The organism is Marinobacter sp. M1C (assembly GCF_023314135.1).
Lineage (GTDB): Bacteria > Pseudomonadota > Gammaproteobacteria > Pseudomonadales > Oleiphilaceae > Marinobacter.
In genome coordinates this window covers 4577963-4591887 of the sequence record NZ_CP092289.1, presented here as the reverse complement: position 1 = coordinate 4591887, position 13925 = coordinate 4577963, and the positions used below count along the sequence as shown (strand labels likewise).

The window sequence follows — 13925 nt, the reverse complement described above, 5'->3', positions numbered from 1 at the left end:
CCGCTCCTGCAGCGATTATTCCAAGCCAGATTACGCGACCGACAAGAACCTTTCCTGAGTGGCCTGGTCAGCTCGCAGTTCGTCACTGGTGGCCTGATGGACAACCTGCCCCTTTTCCAGAATGTAGGCTCTCCGGGCATGTTTCAGTGCGAATCGAACACTCTGGTCAGTGAATAGTATGGTCGTGGTCTGACTAAGATCGTCAATCAACTCCCCGATCTGCTGCACAATAACCGGGGCCAGCCCCTCATTGGGTTCATCCAGCAATAGCAGCCTTGGCTGAGTCATCAACGAACGAGCTACCGCCAGCATTTGCTGCTGTCCGCCAGACAAAGTAGCTCCGTCTTGATCTTCTCGCTCTCCCAACATTTCGTATTTCTTGAGGATATTATCCACGGTCCAGTGGGCGGCAACCCCCTTGCGTTGATAAGCGGCCACTTCGAGGTTGTCCCGGACGCTCAGGCTGGGAAAAATCCGGCGATCCTCCGGCACATAACCAATGCCTGAACGGGCAATTCGGTGCGGCGGCAAACCCTGAATTCGCTTGCCGTTAAAGATCACCTCACCAGATCGCGGAGGTGTTAAGCCAATAATACTTTTCAGTGTTGTACTCTTTCCGGCTCCGTTCCGGCCGAGTAGACAAACCGTCTCACCCTCTTCCAGTTGAAGAGTAACGCCTTGAAGCGCTTGGCTTTCGCCATAGAACGTCTGAATATTGCGAACATCAAGAATCATGCGCCGGTCTCCTCGGTCACTTCGTCTTCTTCTTCACCCAAGTAGGCACGCCGAACCTCAGGATGGCTCTTCACTTCCGCTGGAGTGCCTGCAAACAATTTTTCACCACGGTGCATGACGAGAATGCGATCCGCTACATCGAAGACCACATCCATATCGTGCTCGGTGATGAGGAACGTGTAGTCGCCACTGTTTGCCAGACTTTTGATCAGTCTTGTGGTTCGCCGGGTTTCCTCCGGCGTCATTCCTGCCGTTGGCTCGTCCAGCAGAACCAATTTTGGACGCGTCGCCAGAACCATCGCTATTTCTAACAGACGCTTGTCGCCATAACTGATGACCTCGGCGCGTTGATCCTTGAGGCTATCGACACCCAGGCGCTTGAGGAGCTCTACCGCTTCCTGCTGAATACCGGTGTTACGAGACGCAATATTAAACAGCTTGCGACTGTGGCCATGAAAAGCCGACAACACCACTTCAACGTTCTCTTGAACCGTCATCTCAGGAAAAATGTTGTTAATCTGGAAAGAGCGTGAAATTCCCAATCTGCTAATTTTATGGGGTGGCAGGCCGGTGATGTCTTTACCATCAAGCGTGATATTGCCCTCAGAGGGCTGCATCCGGCCAGAAACCATGTTGTAAAACGTCGTCTTGCCAGCGCCGTTGGGGCCGATGATAGCCATGGTCTCCTTCGGCATGACGTCCAGATTGATGCCCAAGACCGCAGCATTTCCACCAAAACGTTTGGTAAGATTAGATATGGTGAGAATTGGATTAGTCATTTTTTTATCTCCATCCACCAGTCAAGGACGGTGCCCAATAAGCCCTTGCGGAAGAAAATAACCATCAGGGCGAGGATAATACCGAGAACAAGCATCCAGGACTCTGTAAAGCTGGTGATCCAGGTTTCCAGCAGTACAAACACCGCCGAGCCAACGAACGGTCCTAAGAAGTAGCCTGTGCCACCCAGGATAGCCATCAGTATTGGCTCTGCAGACATCGACCAATGCAGCAATTCAGGGCTTGCGACTCGAAGAAACGGAGCCATTAGACCACCTGCCAAGCCCGCAAAAGAGCCTGCAATCACGAAGGCCACCAACCGATAAGTGCGCACATTCAGGCCGGCAAATGACACCCGCTCGGGATTCTGGCGAATAGCTCTCAGGATCATACCGAATGAACTTCGACAAATTAGGTACAGTACCGCCGAGGCAATAACAACAATGGCTAGCACCACGTGGTAATAGACAGCTGGATTCCCCAGAGTCAGATCAAGCCCGAGCCCGAATGAGCCCAGAGAAAATCCAGTCAGCCCGTCACTGCCATTGGTGACTGAGCGCCACTGGTATGCAATAGCAAAAACCATCATGCCAAAGGCCAGAGTCAACATGGCGAAATACACTTCATTCAGCCGGACACAGAAAAAACCAATGACTAAGGCTAATAGCGCGGAGGCACCCATGGATACCAGCAGGCTGAAAACAAACGGCCACTCCAGATGTATTAGCACCAATGCCATAGCGTAGGAGCCGATGCCGAAGAAAGCCGCATGCCCAAAACTCAGCATTCCTGTATAGCCAAAAATCAGATTAAAACTGGCTGCGAACAAGCCTAGAATAAGAATTTCGGTGAAAATGAAAGTATAAAAGTAAGAGGCAATCCAAGGCACCGCAATCAGCCCCGCAATCACCAAAGTCAGCAAGGCCCATAAAATCTTGATCTTCATGCCGCTGCCCCTTTGCCCATAATGCCATTAGGTTTGAACAACAGAACCAGCGCCATTCCCAAAAATGGCAAAAGCATGTTTACCTCAGGAAAATAACGACCACCAAAGCCATGGATCAGCCCGAGAATAATGGCCCCGAGCAAGGCGCCTGGAAAGCTCCCAAGACCACCGATGACCACCACAATAAAGGATTCGATAATAATCTTGTCGCCCATGCCGGGATCCAGTGCACGCATCGGTGCGGCAATCACACCGCCGACAGCCGCAAGCCAGGCGCCAAAGGCAAACACCCCCGTCACCACTAGCCGGGTATTGATACACAAGACCTCTGCCATATCGCGATCCAGCGCGGCAGCACGCATGATTCGACCGATCCGGGTCCGGTTAAACAGGAACCAGAGGCCAGCCAGTAGCACCAGACCCATAACAATCACAAACAGGCTGTATGTCGGTATGGAGCTACCGATAATATCTATCGACCCGGCCAACAGCTGCGGTGGCTGAACGACCTGAATTCCACTGCCCCAGATCAGTCGCACGCTCTCGTTAATGATTAACAGAAGCGCGAAAGTGAGTAACAAGCTGTCTCCTATATCCCTGGAATAAATATACCGTAATAAAAACCGGTCAATGAGGACCGCCAATATAGCCACGCCAAGCGGAGCCAAGAGCAACGCTGCCCAGAACGGCATTCCTACTATGTTGATCAGGGTAAATGCCAGGTACGCCCCCAGCATGTAGAGCGCTCCGTGAGCAAAGTTGATGATGTTCAGAACACCAAACACGATATTCAGTCCTACTGCGATAATGAACAGCAGAAGCCCGATATCAAGACTATTCAGCAACGCCGATCCGATGCCAGACATGGATTACCTCGTTTCGTTAGGGCCGGTGCCGTGACGCACCCCATGGGCGCCGCGGCAATCGTTCAGGCAATCTCTAAGTCAGAGATTGCAACCGGTCTCTTCGATAGAGCGAGCCACATCTTCGCCGTCAAAGATCTGCAGATCAGTCAGTGTGCGGATATCGTACTTAGAATTCATTGGGCCTGAAATACCCCAGTTCGGACTGACCATTGCCTGGTTATCGCCTTTGCGGAACGTAATCGTGCCGTTCGGAGCTTCCATGCTCATTCCACTAAGTGCTTTTGCAACCGCAGGGCCATCAGTAGTGCCCGCTGCTTCCATTGCTTTTTTATAGGCATAAATAGCTGCATAGGCACCTTCAGCGTTATAGCTGGGCGGGACGCCGTAGGCATCGATATACGCCTTAACAAAGTGGGCATTGACGTCGTTATCATAAGCGTCGTACCAGTACCGGGTAGAAAGGTGCACGCCTTCCGGCATCTCTTCGCCAAGAGCCGATAACACTTCGGTCGCTGCACCGACGGTAAACAGCAGTTCGTAGTCTTTTTCAAAGAATCCGCGATTGTTGGCCTGACGAACGAAGTTGACCAGATCGCCACCCCAGACAGAGATAAGAACACCGTCGGCATCCGAGTCCATGACCCGATCAATGAACGGAGTAAAATCTTCAGCTCCAAAACGCGGGAAATTGGTCTCAGACATCAGGTTGACATCAGGTTTGAGCTCTTTCAGGTAGTTTCCGAAAAACTCCCAGGACTGGTGACCGAAAGCATAGTCCGGGCCGATAGTCGTCCAGTTAGTGGCATCAAGTTTCGCAGCCACCAGAGCAGCGGCCTTCATGTTCTGGGCAACGTTTACGCTGATACGGTAGGTGAACGCATTACACAGCTTTCCGGTTACGTCGGGGGTGGCTGCGTGGGTAATAATGAGTGGTTTCTGCAACTCAGGCATTGTCGGCACCATGCCTTGGGCGACACCGGAACTATCAAGCCCTACCAAGGCGTCAACACCTTCCGAGTACACTAATTTGCGGGCGGCTTGTATGGCCACCGACGCTTTACCCTGGCTATCTTCATAGACCATCTCGACTTGACGGCCCAGAATTCCACCAGAGGCGTTGATTTCATCGACCGCGAGGTTGATTCCCTTCTGGGCAAACTCACCGTAGGTCGCAGCGCTGCCAGAGAGAATGTAGATTCCCCCTATGCGAACTGGCTCCTCCGCGTAACTGGTGCTTGCGGCACCCATCGCAGCGGCTGCGGTTATTGCAACCAAGATTTTTTTTGCACATGTTTTTATCATTGTAATGCCCCTTCGTTATTGTCTTTATTTTTAATGGCTAAAAAACGTTCTAGTTGCTATCGCAACCTCCTTCTGACCGCGGTCAGACCTATTACGGGACCAGAGAATCCCGGAGAATATTTTTGCGGACCTTCCCTGTAGCGGTTTTCGGCAACTCACCAAACACTACCTTCCTGGGCGCCTTGAAATGCGGCATGTGCTCTCTACAAAACGCTATAATGTCTGCTGATGTTATCTCTTCACTGTCGTCAATCAGGCTGACAAAAGCACAGGGTACCTCCCCCCACTTTTCATCGGCTATTGCCACTACAGCAGCCTCGGAAACCTGCGGGTGCCGGTAAAGCACCTCCTCCACTTCAAGGCTGGAGATGTTCTCTCCGCCAGAAATAATGACATCCTTGGCTCGGTCCCGAATCTCAACGTAGTGGTCAGGGTGCATGACCGCCAGGTCGCCCGTGTGAAACCATCCATTACTAAAAGCATTGGCTGTGGCTTCCGGGTTTTTTAGGTAGCCCTTCATCACGGTGTTTCCCCGAATACAGATCTCACCCATGGTTTTGCCATCGGCAGGCACGGATTCGCCACTAACAACGTCGAGAACCGCGACCTCATCCAACCCATGTGTGGAAACGCCCTGACGGGACATTTTCAATGCTCTTTGTTCCAGCGAAAGGGCCTGCCACTCGGGCTGAGGCACGCACAATGCAGACGGACCAAATGTCTCGGTCAAACCGTAGAGGTGGGTAATCTGAAAACCGATCTCTTCCGCTTTTTGAATCACCCTGCTCGGGGGTGCTGCACCACCCAAAGCGAACTGGGTCGAACGGGACAGCTTCAGCTTTTCTCGCCCGAGCTCTTGCAGCAACATATTCATTACCACCGGCGCTCCGCACATATGAGTCACTCCGTAAGTCTCGATATGGCGATAAATGTTCATCGGGTCCACATCCCTAAGACACACATGGGTTCCGCCCACTGCCGTTATCGCCCAAGTGTAGGCCCAACCATTGCAATGGAACATCGGAAGAGTCCACAAGTAGACCGTCTCAGGCGTCATTTCAAACACCAGGGAGTTGGTCATCGCGGCCAGAAAGGCACCTCGGTGGTGGTAAATGACGCCTTTCGGGTTGCCCGTCGTGCCCGATGTATAGTTCAGAGCAATAGCATCCCACTCGTCATTAGGACGTTGCCAAGTGGCTTCCGCGTCCCCCTCTATCAGAAAGCTTTCATAATCCTGCTGTGCAAGCCCGTCGCTAACGCCCGCCTTACTCTCGATCGAAATCAGAAGTGGCGGCACTTCCAGCCCCGAGACCGCTGCGCGAACCACATTCTCCCAATCTGTGTCATAGAACAGCACACGCGCCTCACCATGCCCTAAAATAAAGGAGAGCGTTGCGGCATCCAGGCGAATATTAATCGTGTTGATGACGGCACCTGCCATCGGCACGGAGTAGTGGGACTCAAGCATCTCGTGGCTGTTCGGGCTTAAGATGGCGACCGTGTCTCCGGGGTTAACACCTTTGCGCCTCAGCGCATCGCCCATCTGGCAGCAACGCCGGTATAGCTCACGATAGGAAAGAACCAGGTCGATATCGATTACGGCCTGTTTATCCGGATACACGGTTGCTGAGCGCTGTAGCAGCGTAAGTGGTGTCAGTGCTGAAAAACTAGCGAGTGTCCTATCGAATTTTTCGTACTTATTCATGTGTCACCGCTTCAGGTAGCCCGGGCTATTTATTCCCAAACGAGCCTCCGTTAAAGTTCGTAGAACGTCACGCAGGGCCGGTTCTCTGCCATCCAGCCGGCGCTCGCGAATCGCCTCGGCGAGAGATATTTCGCCTTCAATATTAGGATTCGGTTGAGATCGAGCCGCTAAAAATGCGCTAACAGCCTGGTCTGCCTCCTCCACCTTGGCCTGCTCACTTTGCCCAAGCTCGCGTATTGCCATACTCATGGCGTTAGCAATCATTAACGCTTCGTATTTTCGCGCGCCAGTGAGCTCTGGTGTGAGTGAGTTCAGCAGCACCTGGCGAGCTTCTATCAATAGGTCATGGTTGTCCGGTTGATTAATCACTGGTTGTCCTCCAGTTCCTGAATCTGAGTCAACAAATCAAACTCCATCTGAGCGACCATTCGACCTGTCAGCGCCAACTCTAACGAGCGTTGTTCGCCGGAGATGTGCCGGCGCGCCTGTTGAAGCGCGATGATGGCCCAGCGCATGAGCGCCATCACTTCCCAATAGCTAACGGCTGCCGGATCAATATCAGTGCCCCCAGCCTCGCGGTAGCCGCTCAGAAAATCCGCCTTCTCACCGACTCCACCTGCTTCCCGCTCATTCGCACCAAACCGCCAACTTCGGCTGCAAAACCAACCAAGGTCCTCCGCTGGGTCACTCCAGGCGGCGAACTCCCAGTCCAGGATAGCTGTCAGCTTTGCATCAGCCATCATGTAGTTTCCGGTTCGAAAATCGCAGTGACACAGCACAGTTGGACCCGGTTCCGGCGTGTTGTCTTCCAGCCAGTTTAGCGCCCACTCCAGAACAGGGTGCGGTTCTGCAATTTCCTGGAGGTGCCGCCGGTAAGTCGATACACGGCTCAGCGCTGCATCGCCTTGATCAGGCACTGTCAGAAAGTCCAGTGAACGCATGGGTGGTCGCACTGTATGTAATTTTGCAAGCTCTGCACCCAGCCGCCGCACAATCATACGGCGCTGCTCACCCGTAAAATCTGACTTAACCAATTGGCGTGGTGATGCGCTCCCGTCCGCCCGGGTCATGACGTAAAAAAGCTGCCCGCTGACATCAAGATCCTCGCAAAGCCAAAGAGGTTTCGGGACAGTAACCCCCGCTTCAAACGCGGCTTCCAGCACCCGAAATTCCTCGGGTCTGGACAAGCTTTCTGCAATGCCTGAAGGGGCGTCTTGTCGCACCACAAATTCCTGAAGACCTGATTGCACTCCACCTTCAATTTCCAGAGTCAATCCAAAGTTGTCTTGAATGGCACCTCCGGAGAGCTTATTAAACGCAATCACTTTGGCGCTCCGAGCACCAGATTGGTGAACAACAAACTGGCTAAAAACCTCCGCAAGCTCAGACATAGGTTTACACGCCCCAGCGCCAGAAATCAGCGCGCTCAGCCAACAATGTTTTTGAGAACACCATTTTATGAATCTCGGATGCGCCATCAACCAGACGCGCTTGACGCGCATAGCGATAAATCCATTCCAGCGGCGTGTCTTTGGAGTAGCCCCTCGCACCACACAATTGAATGGCGGTATCTACAGCCTTGTGTAGAGTGTCGGCGACCGCTACTTTGGCCATAGAGACTTCTTTTCTGGCAAAGTCACCTTGGTCCAGCTTCCAGGCAGCGTGCATGGTTAGTAGTCGACCGACTTGGATGTCCATAGCAGCCTCGCCCAAAAGCCATTGCACACCTTCGCGCTGACCCAGTGTCTGACCGAAGGACTCACGCGTATTGACATATTCCGTGGCGATTTCGAGGGAGCGCCGCGCCAAACCAAGCCAACGCATACAGTGTGTAAGGCGTGCAGTGCCCAGTCGAATCTGGGTAAGCTTCAAGCCATCGCCGACTTCCATCAGGCGGTTCTCATCTGGAATTTCCAAGCCATCGAACCGGATTTCGCAGTGCCCACCATGTTCTTCCGGGCCCATGATAGGAATGCGCCGAACAATCTCCCACCCGGGATCATCCTTGTGGAACATGAAGGCGGTTAAACCCTTTCTGGTATCGTCTGAGGTTCGAGCAATCAGGATGAAATGAGAGGCTGCGGCAGCGCCGGTAATATAGTGTTTATGCCCGTGGATAACCCATTTTTCACCCACACGCTTCGCACTTGTCTGCATCATGCCGGGGTCTGAGCCGCAGCCGGGAGGTGGCTCCGTCATCGCAAATGCGGATCGCACCGTTCCCTCCACAATGGGCTTTAGCCAACGCTCCTGTTGCGCCTCAGTAGCCACCTTCGCCAATACCATCATGTTGCCATCATCGGGTGCCGCAGAATTGAACACCACGGGGCCAAAAATCGAGCGGTTCATTTCTTCATAACAAGCAGCCATGCCCGAGATATCAAGCCCTTTTCCACCAAGGTGCTCAGGAATTTGTAAGCACCACAGACCTTCCTGCTTTGCCTTGGTGCGCATGATTTCCAGATGCTCAAGCGCAATGTTTTCGTGTTCATCGTAGGCATCTGGATTACTTTCCAGCGGCAACAGATGCTGTTCCACAAAGTCTCTTATCCGCGCTCGATAAGACTCGTTCTTAGCGTTGAGATTGAAATCCACAGGAAGAACCTCGTTATAGTGAAGATTGCAGATGACCGCCATCCACCACGAGGGTGCTGCCGGTCATGTAGTCAGAAAGCTCCGATGCCAGAAGCAGCAACGGGCCACACAGATCGTTTGGCTGCCCAAGACGCCGCTGCGGAATGCGATTAATCATCTTCTCGCCCGGCTCAGTGGCAAAGAAATCTCGATTCAGGTCAGTCTCTATATAACCAGGTGCTAACGCGTTGACCCGAATACCATAGCGCGCCCACTCCAGGGCCAGAACGCGAGTCAACTGCTCAACCCCTGCTTTAGCAACAGCATAAGGTGCAACATTGCCCGCCGCACGATGCCCGAGAATGGAGGAAATCATTATGATGCTTCCGCGCCTGTCCTCGCTGGACAAGCGGCGGGCCGCCTCCGTGGCAACTAGCCAGCAGCCTTTGAGGTTCGTATCAATAACGCTATCCCAGTCGCCACCTGTGCAGTTCAGAGCTTTTTTGCTGATGGCCACACCAGCATTAGCCACGACCACATCAGGAATGCCAACTTTGGCCGCCATAACATCGAAGGCCTGTGTGACGCTGAGTTCATCACTAACATCCATTGGGACAATATGAATTCGATCGGAATGATCTGGAAATTCTGATTTGAGGCGTTTAAGAGCTTCACAACGTCGACCGCTAACGATGACGGTAGCGCCGGTATCAAGCAAACAGCGGGTGAAGCTTTGTCCTAACCCGCCTGCAGCGCCCGTGATAAGCGCGATCTTGCCATCAGTACACAAAGGCCAGTTCGTGTTATCAGAAATTTTTTTATTAGAATTATTCATTTTTTGAACCCTCTGCTCAAAAAATATAAACCGAGCGCTCGATTTATTCAAGAAAGTAAGCGAAAAAAATTTCGTGCCAGAGTGGTTCGATGAATGCTGGAATATTACCTATCGTGAAGTCCCGAAACAGTTGAAAATCTTAGGGTCTGCCGTGTTTCGGGTGGCAACTAGTGTTTGTCAAAATTTTCCAGAAACCGATAGCGCTCCGCGCGCGCCGTGCGCATTTCCGCTTCGCGATTGTTCGCCAATACTTCCTGCACGTAGCTGATGTGTTCGCCGGCGCTGCGCCGGGCGTCGTCTGGCCGTGCTTCCATAATGGCCTGAAACAGCTCGCGGTGCTGGTTCACCAGGCGCTCGCGTGTTTCGCCGCGCAGCTCGTACATGCCGCCAATGTTCGTCACCACGTTGCGTTTGAGCAGGTCAAACAGGCCGCGCATGGTGTGCAGTAGCACCATATTGTGGCTGGCCTCGGCAATGGCCATGTGAAAGCGCGCGTCGGTAACGCCTTCTTTAGACCGAGCTTCCTGGGTGAGGGGGCTGTTGCTGTAACAGGCCTGAAGCTCATCAAAGGCTGCCTGCAAGTGTTGGCGATCTACTTCGGTGGCACGCAAAGCGGCGTAGTAGGCACAATCTGCTTCCAGGGTGTGGCGGAACTCCAGCAAATCCTGATGGGCTTCCGGGTGGCTTTCCAGCAGCGCCAGCAACGGGTCACTAAAACTGGACCCCAGTTTGTCGGTGACGTAATTTCCACCGCCCTGACGGCTGATCAGCAGCCCTTTGGCCACCAGTTTCTGTACAGCTTCCCGCAGTGATGGACGTGAAACGCCAAACTGCTCGGCCAGAGCCCGCTCTGCTGGCAGCCGTTCGCCGGGTTTCAAGGCACCTTCCAGAATCATGCTTTCCAGCTGATCCATAATTGTGTCAGACAGCCGGCGCTGGCGAATGTATGGCATTTGCATTTTTGACACCGTTGGTAAGACCAATTGCCAAATTTAGCAAGATATCGCCGTCTCTATCAATACCCTCGTACGACTACGTATACTAATGTCTATAAAATATAGTTTGACACTGCCCCTGATGTTTTTTTAACCTGAGAACACTGGATTGTAAATTGGTATTACCAATTGTAAGAGATCTAGCCAATAATAAATATAGGAGCTCTCTTATGTCGACGGGTTTATTCGCCTTTTTTGCCTTTGTTCCCATTCTGCTGGCCGGCATTTTGCTGATTGGCCTGCGCTGGCCAGCGAGCCGCGCTATGCCGCTGGTGTATTTGGCCAGTGTTGGTATTGCCTTGGTCGCCTGGGACATGTCTTTCAACCGTGTGTTGGCTTCGAGCCTTCAGGGTTTGGTTGTGACGGTGGGGCTGTTGTGGATTATTTTCGGCGCTATCTTACTGCTCAATACCCTCAAGCACTCCGGCGCGATCATGGTTATTCGCGCCGGCTTTACCACCATCAGCCCTGACCGTCGAATTCAGGCCATTATCATTGCCTGGTTGTTCGGCTGTTTTATTGAAGGTGCATCGGGCTTCGGGACACCGGCAGCCATTGCTGCGCCTTTGCTAGTAGCCGTCGGCTTCCCGGCCATGGCTGCGGTATTGATGGGCATGTTAGTACAAAGCACGCCGGTATCGTTTGGTGCTGTGGGCACACCCATTATTGTCGGAATAAATACCGGGCTTGATACCGCCACTATTGGTGCGCAGTTGGCGGCTAATGGTTCCAGCTGGGACGCTTACCTGCAGCTGATCACCACTCAGGTCGCCTCTATCCATGCGATCGTCGGCACGTTTATGCCTTTTATTATGGTGATTATGCTGGTGCGCTTTTTTGGCAAAGACAGAAGCTGGCGCGCGGTGTTCGAAGTGCTGCCTTTCGCCCTGTTCGCCGGATTGTCGGTCACCATACCTTACGTGTTGACCGGTATTTTCCTGGGGCCTGAATTTCCGTCGCTGTTGGGCGGGCTGGTGGGTCTTGCAATCGTTACGACCGCGGCGCGCAAGGGCTTTCTGGTGCCAAAAACCACCTGGGACTTCGCCGACCGTAAAGATTGGCCACAAGAGTGGCTGGGCAGTATCGAAATGAAATTAGACGAGCTTACCGCAAGGCCTATGAGCAGCTTCCGCGCTTGGAGCCCGTATCTTTTGGTGGCTGTATTGCTGGTGGTTAGCCGGGTATTCCCGGAGGTAACCGCGCTGTTCAAGTCGGTAGCGGTCAACTTCAATAGTATGCTGGGCGAAGCCGATATTAGCGCGGGCGTTCAGCCGCTTTACTTGCCGGGTGGTATTCTGGTGATGGTGGTGCTGGCGACTTTCTTCTTGCATCGGATGCAGGTTAAAGAGCTGAGTCGTGCGGTAAAAGAATCCAGCGGTGTGTTGCTCAGTGCGGGTTTTGTGCTGCTGTTCACCGTGCCTATGGTGCGTATTCTGATCAACTCTGGCGTTAACGCCGCGGATCTACCTAGCATGCCGATTCTGTTAGCCCGCTATGTGGCCGACACCGTAGGCGGTATTTACCCGCTGTTTGCGCCAAGCATTGGTGCTCTGGGTGCGTTTCTGGCGGGTTCCAACACGGTTTCGAATATGATGTTTAGCCAGTTTCAGTTTGGTGTTGCTACCAATCTTGGCTTGTCTACCGCGTTAATGGTGTCGATTCAGGCGATTGGTGCCGCGGCAGGCAATATGGTGGCCATTCACAACGTGGTGGCGGCATCGGCTACTGTTGGGCTGCTTGGCCGCGAAGGTGCAACTCTGCGCCGCACGATATGGCCAACGCTGTATTACGTGCTGATGACCGGCATAATTGCTCTGATTGCGGCCTATGTGATGGACTTTTCAGATCCGCTAATGGCTCTTTAACTGCTGAAGGCTCTTTAATCGGCTGAGGGCTTTCTAACTGCTAATGGCTCTTTAATCGATGGGCTGAAAGCTCAGTGACACTGCTTTGAAGGCGCCCCCGCGTTTGCGGGGCGCATAGCCTGCAACCCAAACAGGACACGCCTGATGATCATTTCTGCTTCTACCGATTACCGCGCTGCCGCCAAACGCCGGCTTCCACCTTTTTTGTTTCATTACATCGATGGCGGCTCATACAACGAACACACGCTTAAACGCAACGTTGAAGACCTGTCAGACATCGCCCTGCGCCAGCGGGTACTGAATGACATGACCCAGCTAGACCTGACCACCGAGCTGTTTGACGAAACCCTGTCAATGCCGGTAGCTCTGTCGCCGGTAGGTTTGACCGGCATGTTCGCCCGTCGCGGTGAAGTGCAGGCCGCCCGCGCCGCTGCTAATCGGGGCGTGCCGTTTACCATGTCGACCGTGTCGGTGTGCCCGATTGAAGAAGTGGCCCCCGTCATCAGCCGGCCTATGTGGTTTCAGCTGTACGTTTTGAAAGACCGTGGTTTTATGCGCAACGCGCTGGAGCGAGCCAAAGCGGCGGGCGTAACCACCCTGGTGTTCACTGTAGACATGCCAGTGCCTGGCGCCCGCTACCGCGATGCCCACTCCGGCATGAGTGGGCCCTACGCGGCGCCACGTCGCATATTACAAGCAATAACCCATCCACGCTGGGCGCTGGATGTAGGCGTGCTGGGCAAGCCCCATGACTTGGGCAACATTTCTGCTTACCGCGGCAGCGCCACCGGCCTTGGCGACTACATTGGCTGGCTCGGCAATAATTTTGACCCGTCCATTTGCTGGAAAGACCTAGAGTGGATACGCGAGTTCTGGGATGGCCCGATGGTCATCAAAGGCATATTAGACCCCGACGACGCCCGTGATGCCCGCAGCTTTGGCGCCGATGGCATCATTGTATCGAACCACGGTGGCCGTCAGCTCGATGGTGTGCCTTCTACTTGCCGCGCCTTGCCTGCCATTGCGGACGCAGTGAAAGGTGACATGAAAATACTGGTAGATTCAGGCATCCGCACCGGTCTGGATGTGTTGCGCATGTTGGCCCTGGGCGCCGACTGCACAATGATCGGGCGCGCCTACATTTATGCACTGGCGGCGGATGGCGAAGCGGGTGTGACGAATCTGCTGAAACTGATTGAAAGCGAAATGCGCGTAGCCATGGTGTTAACGGGCGCGCGAACCATTGCCGACATCAGCCCGGAATTACTGGTTCGTGAATTAAAGAAGGCCGCTCAATAACGACGTATCAGCAGCCACAGACGAGT

General features: G+C 53.4%; 13 protein-coding genes. 2 read left to right on the top strand and 11 right to left on the bottom strand.

Translation table 11 applies throughout. The features are described 5' to 3' along the window. Positions 1–30 precede the first annotated feature (30 nt). The 11 genes from MIH19_RS21705 to MIH19_RS21655 all read right to left on the bottom strand — a co-directional run bounded on the left by MIH19_RS21705 (position 31) and on the right by MIH19_RS21655 (position 10699). The gene (locus MIH19_RS21705) at positions 31–735 is read right to left on the bottom strand and encodes an ABC transporter ATP-binding protein (RefSeq protein ID WP_249006831.1); all 705 of its coding nucleotides are present in this window, start codon (positions 733–735) and stop codon (positions 31–33) included. Next, positions 732–1514, bottom strand: a complete 783-nt coding sequence (locus MIH19_RS21700; protein WP_249006830.1) for an ABC transporter ATP-binding protein — start codon at positions 1512–1514, stop codon at positions 732–734. Before MIH19_RS21700 ends, MIH19_RS21705 begins: the two co-directional genes overlap by 4 nt. After that, the gene (locus tag MIH19_RS21695) at positions 1511–2458 is read right to left on the bottom strand and encodes a branched-chain amino acid ABC transporter permease (protein ID WP_249006829.1); all 948 of its coding nucleotides are present in this window, start codon (positions 2456–2458) and stop codon (positions 1511–1513) included. The genes MIH19_RS21700 and MIH19_RS21695 overlap by 4 nt, the downstream gene beginning before the upstream one ends. Beyond that, complete coding sequence (locus MIH19_RS21690; protein ID WP_249006828.1) at positions 2455–3324, bottom strand: branched-chain amino acid ABC transporter permease; 870 nt, start codon at positions 3322–3324, stop codon at positions 2455–2457. Before MIH19_RS21690 ends, MIH19_RS21695 begins: the two co-directional genes overlap by 4 nt. Positions 3325–3402: 78 nt before the next feature. After that, positions 3403–4626 (bottom strand): ABC transporter substrate-binding protein, encoded by a 1224-nt coding sequence (locus MIH19_RS21685; RefSeq protein WP_249006827.1) that lies wholly within the window; start codon positions 4624–4626, stop codon positions 3403–3405. 91 nt (positions 4627–4717) lie between these two features. Continuing rightward, positions 4718–6331, bottom strand: a complete 1614-nt coding sequence (locus MIH19_RS21680; RefSeq protein ID WP_249006826.1) for an AMP-binding protein — start codon at positions 6329–6331, stop codon at positions 4718–4720. 3 nt (positions 6332–6334) lie between these two features. Further along, entirely contained in the window at positions 6335–6700 is a 366-nt protein-coding gene (locus MIH19_RS21675) for a DUF6285 domain-containing protein (protein ID WP_249006825.1), read from the bottom strand. Further along, complete coding sequence (locus MIH19_RS21670) at positions 6697–7722, bottom strand: phosphotransferase family protein (RefSeq protein ID WP_249006824.1); 1026 nt, start codon at positions 7720–7722, stop codon at positions 6697–6699. The genes MIH19_RS21675 and MIH19_RS21670 overlap by 4 nt, the downstream gene beginning before the upstream one ends. Before the next feature lie 4 nt (positions 7723–7726). Beyond that, on the bottom strand, positions 7727–8926 hold the full coding sequence (locus tag MIH19_RS21665) for an acyl-CoA dehydrogenase family protein (protein ID WP_249006823.1): 1200 nt from the start codon (positions 8924–8926) through the stop codon (positions 7727–7729). Positions 8927–8939: 13 nt separating this feature from the next. After that, the gene (locus MIH19_RS21660; protein ID WP_249006822.1) at positions 8940–9740 is read right to left on the bottom strand and encodes an SDR family NAD(P)-dependent oxidoreductase; all 801 of its coding nucleotides are present in this window, start codon (positions 9738–9740) and stop codon (positions 8940–8942) included. A gap of 167 nt (positions 9741–9907) precedes the next feature. Beyond that, positions 9908–10699 (bottom strand): GntR family transcriptional regulator, encoded by a 792-nt coding sequence (locus MIH19_RS21655; RefSeq protein WP_249006821.1) that lies wholly within the window; start codon positions 10697–10699, stop codon positions 9908–9910. Between the two features lie 206 nt (positions 10700–10905). Here MIH19_RS21655 and MIH19_RS21650 point away from each other — a divergent pair, with 206 nt between their 5' ends. Further along, on the top strand, positions 10906–12600 hold the full coding sequence (locus tag MIH19_RS21650) for an L-lactate permease (protein ID WP_249006820.1): 1695 nt from the start codon (positions 10906–10908) through the stop codon (positions 12598–12600). Positions 12601–12744: 144 nt separating this feature from the next. Continuing rightward, on the top strand, positions 12745–13899 hold the full coding sequence (lldD, locus tag MIH19_RS21645) for an FMN-dependent L-lactate dehydrogenase LldD (protein WP_249006819.1): 1155 nt from the start codon (positions 12745–12747) through the stop codon (positions 13897–13899). Positions 13900–13925 lie beyond the last annotated feature (26 nt).